This is a genomic window from uncultured Pseudoteredinibacter sp. (assembly GCF_947500695.1).
In the GTDB taxonomy this organism is placed as follows: Bacteria; Pseudomonadota; Gammaproteobacteria; order Pseudomonadales; family Cellvibrionaceae; genus Pseudoteredinibacter.
The window spans coordinates 16,349-33,396 of sequence record NZ_CANMSS010000008.1; the positions used below are offsets into that span (position 1 = coordinate 16,349).

Annotated in this window: 16 protein-coding genes; 8 read left to right on the top strand and 8 right to left on the bottom strand. The window is 44.9% G+C overall.

Translation table 11 applies throughout. The annotated features are described in order from the left end of the window. Positions 1–91: 91 nt before the first annotated feature. Complete coding sequence (locus tag Q1A08_RS14435; protein WP_299774124.1) at positions 92–718, top strand: CatA-like O-acetyltransferase; 627 nt, start codon at positions 92–94, stop codon at positions 716–718. 181 nt (positions 719–899) lie between these two features. Here Q1A08_RS14435 and Q1A08_RS14440 read toward each other — a convergent pair whose 3' ends face one another. Then, complete coding sequence (locus tag Q1A08_RS14440) at positions 900–1,280, bottom strand: hypothetical protein (protein WP_299774126.1); 381 nt, start codon at positions 1,278–1,280, stop codon at positions 900–902. Between the two features lie 347 nt (positions 1,281–1,627). On the opposite strand from Q1A08_RS14440, the gene Q1A08_RS14445 reads away from it, so the two are divergent. Beyond that, positions 1,628–4,492 carry a hypothetical protein gene (locus Q1A08_RS14445; RefSeq protein WP_299774128.1) on the top strand — a complete coding sequence of 955 codons (2,865 nt, stop codon included), beginning with the start codon at positions 1,628–1,630 and terminating at the stop codon, positions 4,490–4,492. A 55-nt stretch (positions 4,493–4,547) separates the two neighbouring features. Here the strand turns inward: Q1A08_RS14445 and Q1A08_RS14450 are convergent, their stop codons facing one another. Then, positions 4,548–5,126: a TetR/AcrR family transcriptional regulator gene (locus Q1A08_RS14450; protein ID WP_299774129.1), complete on the bottom strand. Its 579-nt coding sequence runs from the start codon at positions 5,124–5,126 to the stop codon at positions 4,548–4,550. 200 nt (positions 5,127–5,326) lie between these two features. Between Q1A08_RS14450 and Q1A08_RS14455 the strand changes: the two genes are divergently transcribed. Further along, a complete protein-coding gene (locus tag Q1A08_RS14455; protein ID WP_299774131.1) occupies positions 5,327–5,884 on the top strand; it encodes a carboxymuconolactone decarboxylase family protein in 558 nt (185 codons plus the stop codon). Positions 5,885–5,975: 91 nt separating this feature from the next. Here Q1A08_RS14455 and Q1A08_RS14460 read toward each other — a convergent pair whose 3' ends face one another. Next, complete coding sequence (locus Q1A08_RS14460) at positions 5,976–6,770, bottom strand: hypothetical protein (protein ID WP_299774132.1); 795 nt, start codon at positions 6,768–6,770, stop codon at positions 5,976–5,978. A gap of 215 nt (positions 6,771–6,985) precedes the next feature. Here Q1A08_RS14460 and Q1A08_RS14465 point away from each other — a divergent pair, with 215 nt between their 5' ends. Together Q1A08_RS14465 and Q1A08_RS14470 are read left to right on the top strand one after the other, a co-directional pair. Next, entirely contained in the window at positions 6,986–7,708 is a 723-nt protein-coding gene (locus Q1A08_RS14465) for a spermidine synthase (RefSeq protein ID WP_299774134.1), read from the top strand. Positions 7,709–7,740: 32 nt separating this feature from the next. Next, a complete protein-coding gene (locus Q1A08_RS14470; RefSeq protein ID WP_299774135.1) occupies positions 7,741–8,112 on the top strand; it encodes a YacL family protein in 372 nt (123 codons plus the stop codon). Between the two features lie 94 nt (positions 8,113–8,206). Here Q1A08_RS14470 and Q1A08_RS14475 read toward each other — a convergent pair whose 3' ends face one another. From Q1A08_RS14475 to Q1A08_RS14485, 3 genes are read right to left on the bottom strand one after another with little or no spacing between them, the layout of a single operon-like run. Next, positions 8,207–9,718 carry a DUF1570 domain-containing protein gene (locus Q1A08_RS14475; protein ID WP_299774137.1) on the bottom strand — a complete coding sequence of 504 codons (1,512 nt, stop codon included), beginning with the start codon at positions 9,716–9,718 and terminating at the stop codon, positions 8,207–8,209. A gap of 53 nt (positions 9,719–9,771) precedes the next feature. Further along, positions 9,772–9,975, bottom strand: coding sequence for a helix-turn-helix transcriptional regulator (locus Q1A08_RS14480; protein ID WP_299774138.1), 204 nt, complete (start codon positions 9,973–9,975; stop codon positions 9,772–9,774). Positions 9,976–9,986: 11 nt separating this feature from the next. After that, positions 9,987–10,202, bottom strand: a complete 216-nt coding sequence (locus tag Q1A08_RS14485; protein WP_299774140.1) for a hypothetical protein — start codon at positions 10,200–10,202, stop codon at positions 9,987–9,989. 230 nt (positions 10,203–10,432) lie between these two features. Here Q1A08_RS14485 and Q1A08_RS14490 point away from each other — a divergent pair, with 230 nt between their 5' ends. From Q1A08_RS14490 to Q1A08_RS14500, 3 genes are all read left to right on the top strand, one after another. Then, a complete protein-coding gene (locus Q1A08_RS14490; protein WP_299774142.1) occupies positions 10,433–11,305 on the top strand; it encodes an MBL fold metallo-hydrolase in 873 nt (290 codons plus the stop codon). Positions 11,306–11,343: 38 nt separating this feature from the next. Beyond that, positions 11,344–13,074: a sulfate permease gene (gene sulP, locus Q1A08_RS14495; protein ID WP_299774144.1), complete on the top strand. Its 1,731-nt coding sequence runs from the start codon at positions 11,344–11,346 to the stop codon at positions 13,072–13,074. A gap of 105 nt (positions 13,075–13,179) precedes the next feature. After that, positions 13,180–13,962 carry a hypothetical protein gene (locus Q1A08_RS14500; protein ID WP_299774146.1) on the top strand — a complete coding sequence of 261 codons (783 nt, stop codon included), beginning with the start codon at positions 13,180–13,182 and terminating at the stop codon, positions 13,960–13,962. A 105-nt stretch (positions 13,963–14,067) separates the two neighbouring features. Here Q1A08_RS14500 and Q1A08_RS14505 read toward each other — a convergent pair whose 3' ends face one another. Both Q1A08_RS14505 and Q1A08_RS14510 read right to left on the bottom strand, forming a co-directional pair. Beyond that, a complete protein-coding gene (locus Q1A08_RS14505) occupies positions 14,068–15,357 on the bottom strand; it encodes an ammonium transporter (protein WP_299774148.1) in 1,290 nt (429 codons plus the stop codon). Between the two features lie 283 nt (positions 15,358–15,640). After that, positions 15,641–16,885 carry a D-alanyl-D-alanine carboxypeptidase gene (locus Q1A08_RS14510; protein WP_299774150.1) on the bottom strand — a complete coding sequence of 415 codons (1,245 nt, stop codon included), beginning with the start codon at positions 16,883–16,885 and terminating at the stop codon, positions 15,641–15,643. Between the last annotated feature and the right edge of the window lie 163 nt (positions 16,886–17,048).

Consider the following 17,048-nt stretch of genomic DNA (forward strand, 5'->3'; position numbering starts at 1 on the left):
CCTTATTTCAAGAGCAGGTCAAATGCAGATTATTAAATGACATTTAATCGACTTCACCATAAGATGCGCAGCTTAAATAAAGGAGCCCTCTGTGAAGATCGATCTGGCAAACTGGCCGCGCAATGAGCATTTTGAATTTTACCGATGCGCCCAAGAACCCTACTGGGGTATCTGTGTGGAACTGGAAGTTGCAAAGCTCTACCAACAAAGTAAAACCAAAGGATTTTCCTTTAGCGCTGCTCTACTTTTTTTAGCCACCAAAGCCGCTAATAGAATTGAGAATATGCGCTATCGCATTGTGGGCGATGAGGTCTACAACTTTGAAACCATTCATATATCCAATGTATTTCTTCGAGAAAACAAGCTGTTTAGCTTCGGCTTTGTCGAGTTTACTAACAATTTTGAGCAACACTGCCGAGATTACAAAAATAAAACGGAGCAAGCGCTGAACGCCCAACAAATTTTACTGGACGAAGATTCTGCTCGACCCGACACCTTGCATTTTTCGGCGCTACCCTGGCTTGGGTTTAGTAGCATGAGCCACGCAAGAACGTTTAAGGCTGATGAAAGCTGCCCAAAAATTTCCATTGGCAAGCTTCAAAAAGAAGGAAAATCATTAAACCTACCCTTTTCCGTTCATGTACATCATGGCTTTGTAGATGGCTATCATATGGGCCTATATATAGAATCCCTACAGGGTCTAATTAATGAATTCTAAAATTAAAAAGGCGGGCTAAGAGGCACTTAGCCCGAAAAACGAAACGACGAGAGCACTACCATCGATGAAAATAATGACCGGGAGCCTTTTGAGGACACCGGCAAATAAAAAGTCGTGTTATTTAGAGCGCCTGAGATTCACGCCATAAGACCCAAATCTAAAAATCTAAAAATCTAAAAATCTAAAAATCAAACATCTGAACCTTGGCACACATAACCCGCATACGAATTTTCCAGGCCCCTAGCCAATCGCTATCATCAGAGGCATTGATCATCCAGCCTGAGCCATCATAAGAAGGCATAAAATAACTAACCTTGCCTTGCTTAATCGCACCGGCTTTATCCAAGACCGCCCAACCAGCGCCCAATGCACGCTTACCCTCCGGGCACTTTACAATCAGCTGCTGCTCAAATGGCTCATCGGTTAAATCCGTTTCCCCCGTTATAACTTCGTAAGCGGCCAAGGGGGCCGATGCATCTTCAGCTTGAGTCAATGCGGAAGCCAAAGCGCAAGCTGACGTAAGCATGATTAGAACAGTTAAACGTAAACCTTGAATTTTCATAGCAGACCTCATGTCAAATTAAGTATTCCCAAAATCTGACGTTATTTTTACCAAGGCTAGCGAAATTTCCGATTACATTGGCTTACCAGGCGAAGCTCTCCAAGCGCCTCATCGAGTGCTAAGTATTGCCCTATCAAATCCTGAGTAAGTCAAACTAGCACTTTCTTCCTATTTTTATCCCTCTTTCTCTCGCTCAGCTCAAATACAGAATTCTTGTGATAGATTTCACATTATTGCATTTGGGGCAAAAGCACCTATTTTTATAAATACATTAGGAAATTAGCACCAGCACCAGCACCAGCACCAATACAGCTAAGCATCAAAGCCACGCGGGAGAGATTAGATTTATGGCTATCAAAGGACCGATTAAATCAAAGCAGCAACATAGCCAAGAACAAACGCCAAGTGCTGATACAGAGTTGTTCTCTTCCGTTAACAAAATCGAAGAATTACTCGCCCAAGGTAATACCCTTGAGGATATTCTAAATCTCGACCCCTCTGCGGCGGGCGCTCAAGGTGGCGCAGCCTCCAGCCTCGCTAATGCTGTGCGCTTCACATTGAACGGTGATGCAGTATTGCCGCTTGCCGGATTCCAAACACAGGCCGGCGATGCGGCGAGCTTTAATAGTTTGGCAGAATCCCCTAATAGCGATACCGAAGTTCTAGCGGAGTTAAGTGTTGCAATACAAGACGGTTCTGACGGGCTACTAAACCAGCAAGAGGTCCATTCGGTGCTGATCAGTGGCGCAGCGACAGGCTATGAAGCAGTGCCAGGGAGTATCATTCAAATTACGGTTAGCAACCAAGATGGACAAACGGTCAGCAGCAGCGCTTTGCTCGATGATACGGCTAACTATCAAGCCCTATTCAATCTTAGTGATTTCAGTGATGGCGATATACTGACGGCAACCGCAACCTTAAGCGACATTGCAGGCAATCAATTAAGCAGCCAAGATGACAGCCTTGTCGATTTGGCCGTCGCTGGTACGCTCAGCGTAAATATTCAAGACGGCGGCGATAATATTATCAATGTCGAAGAACAAAACCCTTTGACCATTAGCGGGCAGTTTCAAGGCTCTGAACTTGTTGCAGGGCAACAGGTGACTCTGCGCATCAGTGATAGCAATGACCAGCTCATCAATACTAGCGCTACACTTGATGAAAATGGCAATTACAGCATAGAGCTTAATGTCAGTAACTTTGTCGGCGAAGTTAAAGTTCTCGCTACAGTGCTTGATATCGCCGGCAACTCCTTGGAAGCGCGCGATAGCAGTATTATTGATAATGCCGTAGACGGAAGCTTAAGCGTTAATATAGATGATGGCGGTGATGAGTTACTAAGTGCAGCAGAACTTGGCAGTGTTCGCTTACACGGAACTGTAGACAGCAGCGAGCTGCAAGCAGGCGATACCGTTGTGCTTGTCATTGTCGACGAAAGCTCAAACAAACGGGAGATCAGTGCAACCATCGATGGCACTGGTCGCTATGAAGCGTTTGTTAATCTTGACGGTTTTCAAAGTGGCGACAAAGTTACGGCTACCGCCCAGGTAATCGATAAAGCCGGAAACAAATTAACAGCCGACGACGACAGTCGAATTGACTCACTCAATCAAGGTCGTATCTCTGTTAGCATTCTCGACGGTGGTGACGAGCTTATTAATGTTAGCGATGCTGCTAATACCAATATTTCTGGCCAGGTCGCGCGAGAAGCCGGTGCCAATAACTTTGTTGAACTGACGATTCAGGATCAAAGTGGCAATCAAATTCAAACCCAGGCAAACCTAGACAGCTCAGGACAGTTTACGATTAACGTAGATCTGAGCAGCTTCAATCAAGGTGATACCGTCACCGTCCTTGCTAGCAACCTCGATGCGGCCGGCAACGCCATTAGCAGCAGCGACACATCGCTACTCGAGCAAATTATTGCCACCCCTATTTTGCAGGCCAATGACGACAACGCTGAATTTCATGGGCAACTGATTAGTGGCAATGTACTAACAGGTACAGGCGCCGACACTTTCAGCGGCCCAGTTAGAGTCAGTCAAATATTGTATCGCGGCAGTCTTATCAGTTTAGATACTCCAGTAGTTAATCAAAGCGGCTTAACTAATAGTGGCCAAAACTATAATTATTCTGTAAGCGCCAATGGCGTTTTAACTTTACACAATCAAGATGACCTAAGTGTTTTGATCTTTAGTCGTGATGGCAGCTATCAGTTTCAGCCAGCCACACAGAATATTGATAACGATGAGCAAATTGGCTACACCATCAGCGACAGCTTTTCCCAAAACAGCGATGCAACACTCACCTTAGTCGTACCTACAAGTGGCGCCAATATTATCCAAGGTACCAACCTAAACAGTGGCGACAATCTTTTTGGATTGGACGGCAATGATCAGATCACCGGCTTAGATGGAGACGATACCATAGACGGCGGTGGCGGCTGGGATGCACTATATGGTGGAGAAGGCAATGACACCATTTTGGGCCAAACTGGATTCGACGAGCTACACGGCGGCCAAGGTGACGATGTATTAAATTCCGGTAACGGCAAAGATAAAAACTATGGCGGTGAAGGCCATGACACCATTGATGGTGGCGGCTGGGATGATTTAATTGATGGCGGAGAAGGCAACGATACACTGATCGGCAATACCGGGATGGATATTATTTTAGGCGGCGATGGCAATGATAATATCGATGGCGGCAATTGGGATGACAGCATTTCCGGTGGTGATGGCGATGACCTAATTCGCGGCGGTCGTGGGCTGGATGTTATGGATGGCGGCGCCGGTAACGATACCTTTGTATTTTCTCAAGCTGATAATTCAAGCAGTAGTGTTACAAACCAAGACACTATCTATAATTTTAATACCGCTGAAGATGTTATCAATTTATCCGATCTTTTAGTCAATTACGATCCTGCTGCGGGCGACGATATCACCGATTTCTTGGATATCCAATTTATCAGCACCGATCAAATGCTACCAAACACGGATCACCTGAATTCCATTGAAGGCAATGTCCGCCCCACGCTTAACAATGGCATCACCGATACGGTTATCCGCATCGATGTAGATGGCAATGGCTCATTTAATGGCAACACTCAAGAAATAGTGCTCGCCGATATAGATCTAAGTAGCTTGGCAAATGGCGAGGCGGCCATTCTTCAAGCTCTTATCAATAACGGCATCATCAGCTTTGATCCTTAGCTATCTCTTGATGCCTCCTCAAGGACTAGAATTGCGTGATAGGCCGTCAAGAAAACTAAAAACCAAGGCCGCTTAGGGTAGTGTCTGCAATTCCCCAAAGCTCCTCTTCACTATGTACTTGCATAGAAAGCGTGTTGATGCCCGTAGCTAAAGATTGTAAACACAAGGCCAGCGCCCTACTGTTCTGGGCTGGGCTAATCAAACCTTCTACCTTGCCGCGTTCAATAGTTGCCTCAAGGGTGTTTATGCTATTGTCTATTTTTGCCTGTAGCGATTTAGCTGTCTTGGCGGGCATTGCATAGCTTTCATTAAGATTATTCATGATCAAACAGCCTCGATGCTCTTTATCTTTAGCGCGCAACTTGCACAGCACTTTAAAGCAACGACGTATAGCCTGAATAGCCGTCAACTTAGGGTTTTCAAGTTCCAACATTGGGTTGTATCTTAGGTACAGTCCCATCGCCTCTTCAAATAAAGCATCCAATGAGCCAAAGCTGTGATAAAAGCTTGAGCGAGTTATTCCTAATTGCTCACAAAGAGACTTAACCGATACTGCTGAGTAACCTTTTTGCCAAAACTCATTCATAGCTAAGTCTAAAGCTACTTCACGATCAAATTGTCTAGCTCTCGTCATAGGTATTACCGGTTAATCATTACTTCAATGAGTGTGCTTTATATTTATTTGTTGCTTCTAAGATGCAGTAGCCAGGTCATTATAGAAAAGCCTTGTCAGCATTGCCCCTATTTTTAGCTGTAGAACTCTGTTTTAATCTTATTGTACACACATGTACAATAAGATTAAAACAATGCAGAACGCCCAAAGAGAGCATAAACATGGCAGAGTTCACTTTTCATACAACGGAAACCGACAATCCAAAACGCAAAGCCCTACTGGAAAAAGCACAAGCCGGCTATGGCATGATCCCCAATATGATAGCTGGCCTATCAGAATCACCAGCAGCGGCCGATGCTTATATGGCCCTTTCAAAAGCGGTAGTAAAGGGCAGCCTCACAAAAGAGCAACAACATGTTATGTGGTTTACCGCTAACGCGGAACACGGCTGTGAATACTGCATGACCGGCCATACTGGCTTAGCTATGATGGATAAAATTGATCAAGGAGTGATAGATTCCGCCAGAAATGTAAGCAGCTATGAAGATCCCAAGCTAGAAGCCTTACGCCAGTTTACACTGATAATGATCCGCCAACGCGGCTGGACAGACGACGCTCAAGTACAGGCTTTTTTAGATGCAGGTTACAGTAAGGAAAATATTATGGATGTGATTATTGGAATCGCCCATAAGACAATATCCAACTATGCCAACCACTTAATGCAAACGCCGCTCGATAAGGGCTCTGAGCCACTGGCATGGAAAAAGCCTACGGCGTAGTTGTACCCAGGCAAGGCACTCACTGCCTTGCCGTCTGGTACCCTTCCCAATATTTCTAGCGACTAACTTACTTACGAGCAAAAAAAGTTACTTACGAGCAAATAAGTTTCTTGCGAGCAAAATAGATAAGAAACAACATCATCGAAAAATAGAATCCCACTGGGGCAATCGGTACTGCCTCAGTTGGGACACTGACCATACCGCTGCGCACAAGCCATACGAAGCTACGATTAGTGAGCTTACTGCCATTTTGCTGCTCCCCTCTAGCCACACTAAAGCTCACAGCATTAGCGGGAATTCCCGCCATCGTAGATCCTGTCCAGTAAAATGGGGACCAAACATTTTGAAAGCCCGCAAGATTCTGTAAACATTGATCCGGGGCCATAGTCACTGGCCCACCTACTCCACAGCCTGTACCGGCAGCGCCCCCAGTAGCTCCCGTACCCGCATGGTTCGGGTTTGCCAAGCTGACATTAAATAGATGCCCTAATTCACTGCCTGTACAATTAAAGCCATAAGCTGGAGCAGTTTCGCAACTGGCATCGGGCTGCATAGCAACAGGCTGACGCCAATCTGAGAAACCTAAGTAGTTCACACTGTTCAGCCTAGCCACCCAAGCTTCGGCATCAGCCCAAGTCATTGCGCCATTGGCCAAACAGATATCAGCAGGAGTATCGTCTACCGTACTACTCCAGCCAGTAAACACCGGATCACCGGCATCACATAGAGTTTTGGCCAAGTTGCCATCGCGTATCCAAGTCAAAGACAAACTCGTGTCTACGACAAAATCACTCCCAGAATTGATCAATGCTGCTTTCGTAGCGTTGCTGTACATCGCCAATAAGACTGTGAATCCAATTAGCCAACTCTGATGTCTTAATCGCATTATTACCGCCCTTTTACGTATAAACACTTCAGGCGCCACTCTATCGTTTAGAGCGGCGTTAGGCGGCTTCGATATGATACGAAATTCGGCCTTTTGATTGTTTATTTAAGCCACATTGAACATCGAACGATCAATACCCACATTCGCCATAGATTGAGGCTATACCTTGCTTGGTATGTTAAACTCTAGCGCCCGCTAATTAGCCGCTCGATACCATGTCATTGTTATTTGAAGAGATTGATCATCAAACGTCGCCACTAGGTGATATCAGCCTGCGCCGTCGCAAGATTCCTGCGCTTGGTGACCGGGACATCTATGAAGTGAAACTCAATGATGAATTTCTGATGTCCAGCATGTTTGTTGATGCCGAGGAGGCTCTTGCGGATTTGGGCTTAGCGGCAAGCGATAAGCAACAGCTTTCAGTGGTGGTTGGCGGGCTTGGTTTGGGCTACACCGCCGCCGCGGCTTTGCGCGATTCGCGGGTGAGTGAGCTGCTGGTGGTTGATGCGATAGAAACCGTTATTGAATGGCACCAGCAAGAACTTGTCCCGCTTGGCAAAGAACTGAATGCCGACCCGCGTAATCGCTATATTCTAGGCAGTTTTTTCGAGCTCGCCAGCGATCCCGCGCTGAACTTTGACCCAAATGACCATAGTAAAAAGTTCGATGCGATATTGCTTGATATCGATCATTCGCCTACTGAATACCTAAACTCCGAAAATGCCGGTTTTTACAGTACAGAAAACTTAGCCAATATGGCGAAGAAACTGCAAGCTGAAGGCGTATTCGCTATGTGGTCGCAAAACCTTCCCGAAGCCAATTTCGAGGCTCTGCTGAGAACGGTGTTCCCAGAGGTCAATTCTCATATTGTCTCTTTTTATAACCCCTTCATGAATCAAGAGTCCACCAACTCTGTTTACGTTTGTAAGCTGGCCTAAATAGCAGCCAGCTGATTTAGCACGAGGTACCCATGGAATATTCCATTAGTCAAAATGAACAACAGCAAATAGCCATAGATTTTTCCATGGGACATGAAGCTTTAGGGCGCTGGTTTAATGATGAGCTTGGTCACCACATTGAGAACATCAATAAACTGCTAGAAACGGTTTTAAAAATTGAAGCAAAAGAAAGCCTGCAACATCAGCAGCAAGGCCGAGAATTTCGCCTTCTCATCAGTGATGATGAAGTGGAAATCTTAGCCAATAGTTTAGACATGGAAACTGAACTACCTGAAAACACCGAACTCTATGAGAGCGAGCTTCGCTCAGCCTGCGGCTTGGCAGATTTTAAAGATGTTTTGCTGGAATGGCGGCATTTTATTAATACGCATGGTAATAACTAGATTTGGTGCACCTTTATCTCACGTAAAGCTAGATTCATTCAAAAGCCAAACAGTAGCCACTTGAGCAGACTGTTCGGCTCCTTAGAATTTTTGATTATTGCTTTTTATCTGAATCTTGAGATGAACTAATTTTCTTCATTAAGCGCTTGGCGTACTTATGATTACCTGAGCCTTCATGGGTCCAATTTGCCACAGACTCTGCTTTGGCGTACGCCTCGGAGTTCTTTCCTGCCCATGCCAATGCTCTCGCAAAATTAAGCCTAATTTGCAAGTTAGCAGGAAGAAAGTACTCCGCCTCAGCCAACATATCTATTGCCTTCGCTGAATCTCTACCTTCGATGAGATACAACTTCCCATAATAAAAATATACTGCTGGGGATTCCTTATCTTGCTTCCAAGCCTTCAATAAATAGGCTCTAGCAAGCGAGATCATATCTGGATCACGACTCCTAGTTGCTTGAAGGTAATCAACAATATTTCCGGCTTGCTGAATCAAATCTTCAAAATCACTCAGTTCTTCGGAAAAGTCATCCACTAAGTATTCACTTAATTTTTCGCTATCCTTCCTATTTCTTCCGATCGATAGCTCCTTCTCTAAAAGATTAACCTTTACCAACTGATCAGGATTTTTCCCGGCTTCTTCTAACCACTTTCGAGCCAATTCTTTTTTCGACGCCACCGCAAACTCAGATAAAACTAATGCTGCTTCAGTTTTTGGCATAGAATGAATATTGACACTAATCCCGTTTAGCAAAATTGCTTTATCGTACTGGGTCGCTTTGGCTCTTCCTCTACGGAAATAGCTCTTTAGCCTTGCATTTAGGCGGCTAACCTTTATAGAAAAGGCATTCTCAAACGCTTCAACATTGTCGACACCCTGATTTTTCAATTGAAAGTACTTGCTTAGACTTTCAGAAAGCCGCCCTTTAAAATCAGGGTGATTATTTAAAAAGTGCACTAACAACCAAGCGTTCGCATAGAATTGAGAATACTTTTCATCTGACCACTGATCCATTTTTATTGGGTTGATTACACTTCGTACATTTAACCAATCGCCATATTGTAGGCTCGACAGCCTGTGCTCAGCAATTTGCCCCACCTGGAAATGCTTGTCAGTTGTTTTTACGGAAGCCAAGTATTCAGCAAAGCCCTCATCATACCAACGAGGATAACGTTGCTGAGAGTGGTTCCTCAATAGAAAATGTACATACTCATGATAGATAACGGTACTACCATCAAATCTTGGACTGTGGGAAACGAAAATTGTATTTTTATCAACTCCAGGCCGTATGTACCCTGCGATATTCCGAGAGATGTCTAATTCCGAAAGGTGCGACTTCTTTACCAAATATATTTTGGTGGGGACTCTGGGCTTTGCCTGATGAATATTAGTAAGCGCCAAAGCAGCGCGCCTAAATGCTTCAAGGTTAAATACTATTTCCCTCGACTTCTTTTCATCCAGAGCGCTATACACCGTAAAGTGGTTACTTTCAATACGGAGCCAATCTTCTTCTAGCAACTCAGCATTAACTGCCGTTGCAGAGATCAATGAAAGTCCCCAAAAAAATAAGGTAAAAAGCTCTACTTTAGATTTATTAGATAGCATGTAACTACTCCCAGCTTCCTTGTTTTACTATATATTCCAATTGTTAGGCAGATTTACTCTCTGAACTCAATCAAATCACCAGGCTGGCAATCCAAAACTCGACAAATTTTCTCTAGTGTTTCAAGACGTATGGCCTTTGCCCTACCCGTCTTAAGCACGGATAGGTTTTGCGGCGTAATTCCAATTTTTTCAGCCAGCTCTTTTGAGCTAACTTTGCGCTTAGCCAACATCACATCTAGATTTACCACTATAGGCATAGCTTTTGTTCCTATATGGTCAATTCATTTTCGGATCGTAATGCCGTGCCGTAGCGCAGCAGCGCATTGAATAAAGACAATGCCAATAAGCTAATCAGCACAGTTAGCGTGTAACCATCGTATATGATAATAAGTAGCGGCAATAGCAAACCCAATAAATACATCAAGCGAACCATCCACTTAGACAAGCCCTGGATTCTGTCTCGAATATTTACACTCTCTTCCATGTCCTTAGCTCCAATACTGAATGAGCGGTTGCTGAACAAGTATCAAAAACAAAATAACAGCAACAGAGTAGCTGCCAGGAAATATATTATCGATTAACGATAACTTCAATACTTAAATCGATAATTCAAACCAAATTATAATATTCCTTTAAGGTATAAGCTTATTCCATATTTGACATAAAAAAATAGGAGGAATAAGCTAGGCTCTACGCGTATATTAGGATTTTCAAATGTCTAGCACAGCCAACTCTCCCCAGGTTCGCGGTTTTTTCGACCCAGATACCTATACCATCAGTTATCTGGTGAAGGACCCCGCAAGCAATGCTTGCGCCATCGTAGACTCAGTATTGGATTACGACCCAGCCTCTGGGCGTAGCTCAACCCATAATGCCGATCGTTTAATTGCATTAGTTAAAGCGGAAGGTTTAAAACTTGAATGGCTTCTAGAAACGCATGTTCACGCCGATCACTTATCGGCTGCACCTTATCTTCAAAAACAGCTGGGCGGCAAGATCGCCATTGGAGTGCACATTACCCAGGTGCAAAATGTGTTTGGTGATTTATTCAATGCCGAACCCGAATTCAAGCGTGACGGCAAACAGTTCGACCAGTTGTTTTGCGACGGTGATGAATTCACCATTGGAAAACTAAACGCAAAAGTCATTCATACCCCAGGCCACACACCAGCTTGTGTTAGCTATTTTGTTGAAGATGCACTCTTTGTCGGCGATACGCTCTTTATGCCCGATTACGGTACTGCACGCTGTGACTTTCCAGGCGGAGATGCTCGCACTCTTTATCAATCCATTCAGAAGCTGCTTCGACTCGATGGCAATACCCGCGTATTTCTCTGCCATGATTATCTTCCTGAAGGTCGCAGTGAATATCAATGGGAAAGCACCATTGCAGCCCAGCGAGAAAATATTCACCTGGCCCAACAAAGTGAAGCCGAATTTGTCAGCATGCGACAAAACCGAGATGCGCAATTGGCGATGCCAAGATTGATTCTACCTTCGGTACAAATCAATATGCGCGCCGGCCATAAACCGCCCCCCGAAAGTAATGGCAAATGCTACCTCAAAATACCCTTGGATGCTCTTTGAGGCAAAGCGGCTGTAAACACCTATAGGGCTGACAACAAATGAACGCTAAATCTTTCTGGCCAAAACTCGTACCCTGGCAAAAAGACTATCGTAAAGCAGATCTTCCTGCCGATGCCCTAGCGGCCATTATCGTTACGATTTTGCTAATCCCGCAAAGTTTAGCCTACGCAATGCTCGCTGGTTTGCCAGCGCAAATGGGCTTATACGCAAGTATTTTACCCTTATTAGCCTATGCTATTTTTGGCAGCAGCCGAGTGTTAGCCGTCGGTCCGGTGGCGATTATTTCGCTTTTAACGGCCAGTACCATTAGCCAATACACTGGCGAACAAGCCATTGCGGCCGCTTTGTTATTAGCGTTTCTTTCTGGTGCGGTATTACTCACAATGGGCCTGTTGCGCCTAGGTTGGCTAGCCAGCTTGCTCTCGCAACCGGTAATGTCAGGTTTTATTACTGGCTCAGCAATACTGATTGCCATCAGCCAGTTAAAACACTTTTTGGCCATTCCCGTAAGTGGCCACAATTTACCAGAAATATTTTCTACATTTTTACAGGCCAGCGATCAATTCAACAGTGTAGCATTGCTCGTCGGCCTTTTCAGTTTAGCTTTATTGCTACTATGCCGCCGGTATTTTTCCACATTACTAAAGCACTTAGGTCTATCGACAGATACAGCCAATCTATTAGGTAAAGCTGGGCCCATTATAGCGGTGGCACTCGCCATTCTATGTGTTCAACTGTTCAAGCTTGATCAAGCGGGCCTTTCAATCGTGGGCCAAATTCCGGCCGGTTTACCCACGCTACAATTACCTGAAACCAACTGGCCCTTGATTCAAGAGCTACTACCAGCAGCAATAATGATCAGCTTGATCGGTTTTGTGGAATCGGTTTCTGTCGCTCAATCTTTAGCGGCGAAACGCCGTCAACGCATTGAAGCCAATCAAGAGCTTATGGGTTTGGGTGCGGCCAATATCGCAGCGGCCTGCTCTACCGGATACCCAGTTACAGGTGGCTTTGCTCGCTCTGTTGTAAGTTATGATGCGGGAGCTGTCAGCCCGATGGCAGGCGTTTTTACTGCCTTCGGCATCGCTATCACCACCATGTTTTTAACGCCTATTTTCTTTTTTCTGCCCCATGCTACTCTCGCGGCCACCATTATCGTCGCTGTTAGCACCTTGATTGAATGGCGCTCCATCAGAGATACATGGCGTTTTAGTAAAATTGATTTTGCAGCCCTGCTTTGCACTTTGCTATTTGTGTTACTTCAGGGTGTGGAAGCTGGCATTATGGCGGGTGTTGGAATTTCCCTAGCGTTACATCTTTGGAAGACATCTCGTCCTCACATTGCTGAGGTTGGTTTAGTACCAGGCACCCAGCACTTTCGTAATAAAGATCGACATAAAGTGATATGCAGCGGTGCTGTATTGAGCGCCCGTGTTGATGAAAGCTTGTACTTCGCCAATATCCGCTACCTAGAGGATGCGCTCTATAGTGAAGCCATTAGCCGCGAAGGTATTGAGCATGTGGTATTGATGTGTTCAGCAATAAACAGCATTGACTACTCTGCTCTAGAGGGGCTTGAATCCTTGAACGAACGTTTACATCACGCCGGCATTCAGTTTCATTTATCCGAGGTTAAAGGCCCTGTGATGGACCAGCTCAAGCAGTCAAACTTTCTAAGCGATATCAGCGGCAAGGTGTTCTTAAGTCAGTACCAAGCCTTCAACCAGCTCTGTAATGAACTCGACGCCACACTCACTCCTAGAATATAAGCCCGCGCCAATTGCTCAGCGTAGCTGATTTTAGGAACTAATTGCAGAAAAGAAGGCCCAACAACACTATCAATCATAGAGTGATAGTGCCGTGGGTCTGGGTAAGTGGATTTAGATAAGGATCTTTCAATAGCGATAGATAATCGCCATATAGGTGCTGACCTTGCTAGGCTAGGCTTCACTGTTCCCGAATATTTAGCCACTACAGACCCAGATTTTTGTCCCCCGAAGAATCTCGTATCACCTTGGGATGGCGCCGCACTCGTCAGCAGCCTTGCGGCATTTGTTATTTTTATCAGCCTCGCCTTGTTGAGCCAGCCAGACTTTGAAGCCACTGAAGAGCAAGCGACCTTAAGCGTTAGATTGCAAGAAATAAATCCATCCGTCACGAAGACAGAGAAAGAAAAAAGTATAGAGCATCAAGCAGCCGAGACCATGAGCACTGAACGTGAAAAGAATCAGGATATTGAATCAACGTCTTCCATAGAATCTCCCCCCCCGAAAGAAGCCACGGTGCACCCCGAATCAAATGTTAAGGCGACAACACTCGATTACGATCTAATTCAATCAATTATCAAAGAAGAAGAATTGTATTTTGACGGCAGTATTAAGCAACATGAGAGCAAAAACACCGAAGCCCATAACACCGTATTTGATAACCGTTTAAGGCAGAAACTACACAGTGAAGAGTTGAGAGATTTTAACCGCAGACGCCAAAGTATAGACGTTGGTAACTATATCGATCAAAGCGGTGTTGAACATTTTAGTGATGGTAAAGGAAACTGCTTTAAGATTATTGATAATGCTGGAGAAACCATGTGGGTCAGAAAGGCTTGCCTTAAAAATCAAGAAAGGACCTTTGAGTTTGGCCGCTTAATAACTAAATAACTTGCTAAGTTATATGGCTTCTTAATTATTTAGTTTCTTATTTAGCTCGGTAGGTAGTAATTAAGAAAAACGGGACCATAGGTCCCGCCTCGGGCAGGCAAACAATTACAGTTTATATCCCATCTCTTCATGCAATACGATGTCTAGACCTTCGACTTCTTCTTCATCGCTCACACGAATACCACTGGTTAGTTTGGATACGATCTTCAACAAAATAAAGCTAACAACAGCGGTATAGATAAAGGTCGCAGAAACGCCAACAAATTGCACCCAAACTTGGGCCGCCATAGTTTCAATACCATCAGCATAACCCCAGCCAGAGAACACTCCGAGTTCTTGTGAAGCAAACACACCGGCCAATAATGTACCAATAATGCCACCAACTCCGTGCACCGGGAAAACATCCAAGGAGTCATCAATTAATAGCTTACGCTTGATCCATTGCGTAGCGTAAAAACACACGACACCCGCAACTAAGCCGATAACAAGCGCACCGCCTGGCCCAACGAAACCTGACGCCGGGGTAATGGTACCAAGACCAGCAACCATACCCGTTACAATACCAAGAACACTGGGTTTACCATGGCGTAACCATTCGATGGTCATCCAAGCTAAGGAGCCCGCTGCTGCAGAGATATGGGTTACCAGCATGGCCATAGCCGCATCACCATTCGCAGCCAGCGCAGAGCCACCATTAAAACCAAACCAGCCGACCCATAACATGCCCGCACCGGTCACTGTCATAGTGAGATTGTGAGGAGGCATTGGCGTTCGAGGATAACCTCGACGATTGCCAATCACCATTGCTGCGACTAAAGCACCAACACCAGCGGTGACATGAACCACTGTGCCACCCGCAAAATCTAGCAAACCCATTTGCTGCAACCAGCCGCCACCCCATACCCAATGACAGACAGGTGCATAAACCAAAATTAGCCAAGCCGCACTAAATAGTAGCATGGAAGAAAACTTCATACGCTCTGCAAAGGCGCCCACAATCAATGCTGGGGTGATCACCGCAAAGGTCATTTGGAAAATAAAGAACAAAGGTTCTGGAATATCACCACTGAGTGTTTCTGCATTGATGCCATACAAAAACGCTTTACTAAAATCACCAATCCAACTATTGCCCTCTGCGAAGGCAAGGCTATAGCCAAACATCAACCAGAGTATTGAAGCGATACAGGCGATTGCGAAACATTGCATAAGAACTGACAAAACGTTCTTGCTGCGTACCAATCCTGCATAGAACAGGGATAAGCCAGGTAATGTCATAAACAATACCAAGGCAGTGGCTGTCAGAATCCAAGCGGTATTCGCACCATTTAAGGCCTCTGCATATACCGTATTTGGCAAAACTCCCCCGAGTAAGGCCAATGGTAAAAATCGTTTCATAAAGCACGTCTCATTAATTGCTATGGTTGTTATAGGCTCTAAAAGCCACTTCGATAGCTGTATAGCAGTAATCGTGCCTAAGCGATGAAAATCTTGAAATGCCTTGTGATAAGGCATACTAAAGGCCATCCGCACCAGCAGGGGGAAAGATTCAATTGAAAAACTGCACTAATAGATAGCAGAAAAGAGAAAAGGTAATGAGAGGTGCACCACTATGATGCACCGAGGCAGGAGGCTATTCTAAGTCACTCTTAAAGAGCACTCCTAGAAAGAAATAGCTCAATTAACGCCCTAATTGTTCAGATAGGCGGAAGCGATAATCAAAGGTGACATCCTGATCGTTGATCATTAAAGCAAAAGCACGCCATTTATCTTCGCTGTCACGGTAAAAACCCGCCAAGCTACTGATACGAAGCATGGTCCCAGTTTTTGCACGGATATGATCCCTAGCACTTGGCAGTAACCAGCGCCAAGGTCGCAAAGCTTCAGCAACAGAAAGCAATTGCTTGGTGCTTAAACGATTGTTACGCGACAAGCCAGCTCCGTCGTAAATTGTAAAGTCTTGCCAGCCAAACTTTTCCCGAAATGTTTTACTCGCATAATCTATCGCCGCTTGTTCGGAAACCACACCACCATTTGCTTCTGCGCCTAATAGTAGAAACAACTGATTGGTGGTGTAATTGTTTGAGTACTCGAGTAATTGCTCAACAACTCTGGCGATCGTTAATGAGTTTTTGTGGGTATAAATTTTATCGGCAGTCGCTGGCACTACTGCTATTTCTAAAGGCAACTGCTTAGCAAACACTATCTGACTAAAAACCTGTGCAAAATATTGCGCAGCCTTATCTCGCCCGCCAGGCAAACTCATACGATAACTACCCTTTACCCAACGCCCTAATTTCTTTGCCATAGGCGTCATAGGTGTTTGGGCTTCACCGGAATACAAACCACGGCGGTCGCGCTTTAAATAAACGGTATTGTAATTCACACCCAAAGCTGAATTTGCAGCGTCATAAGGGTTGTTGGATTTTCCTCGTCCGTCCAGGCGAATCTCTGGAAAAAAGCTATGATCAACCGCCAACTTCTTAACTTTAGTAAGATCTATTGTCTTATCCAAAGCCAGCGCGACCAACTCAAGCTCTTCGGATGTTAAATTCGGATCCCCTAAACCTTTCACCCAAAGAGTATCACCCTGCAGATAAAAGTCCGTGCTGAGCCGATGATCCTCTCCCCAATGCTCTAGAGCCAAATAAGCGACTAATAATTTCATGGTAGATGCAGGAATTAACGGTTTATCACTGCGGATATCGACTGCCCCTCCGCCTTTTGCCGTCAACAAGCTGGCCTCTGGCATCGCTTTAACTTCCTTTAAGTAGTCAGCGAGAGGTTTAGCCTGAGCAACAGCCGGCATGAGCGTGGCAGCGATCGAAATCAGAAACACTTTGTTAAGAATGTCGCGCTTAATAATGTCGCGCGTAAAAAGACCGCTGCCTACCAAGTGCCCCATACGGCTTATGGCTAAAAACATATTTTTGATCATTATTTCAACTATCTATTCAAATCTATAATTATAGTAAGCACAGTGGCTTGTTAAATTTGCTTGGTACTGGCTAGTTAAAACGCTCTACGACGCAATCTACTGCGCACAGTTTGCCAAGCAACAAAGTTAGTGCAGGATTCTGCCATCGAAT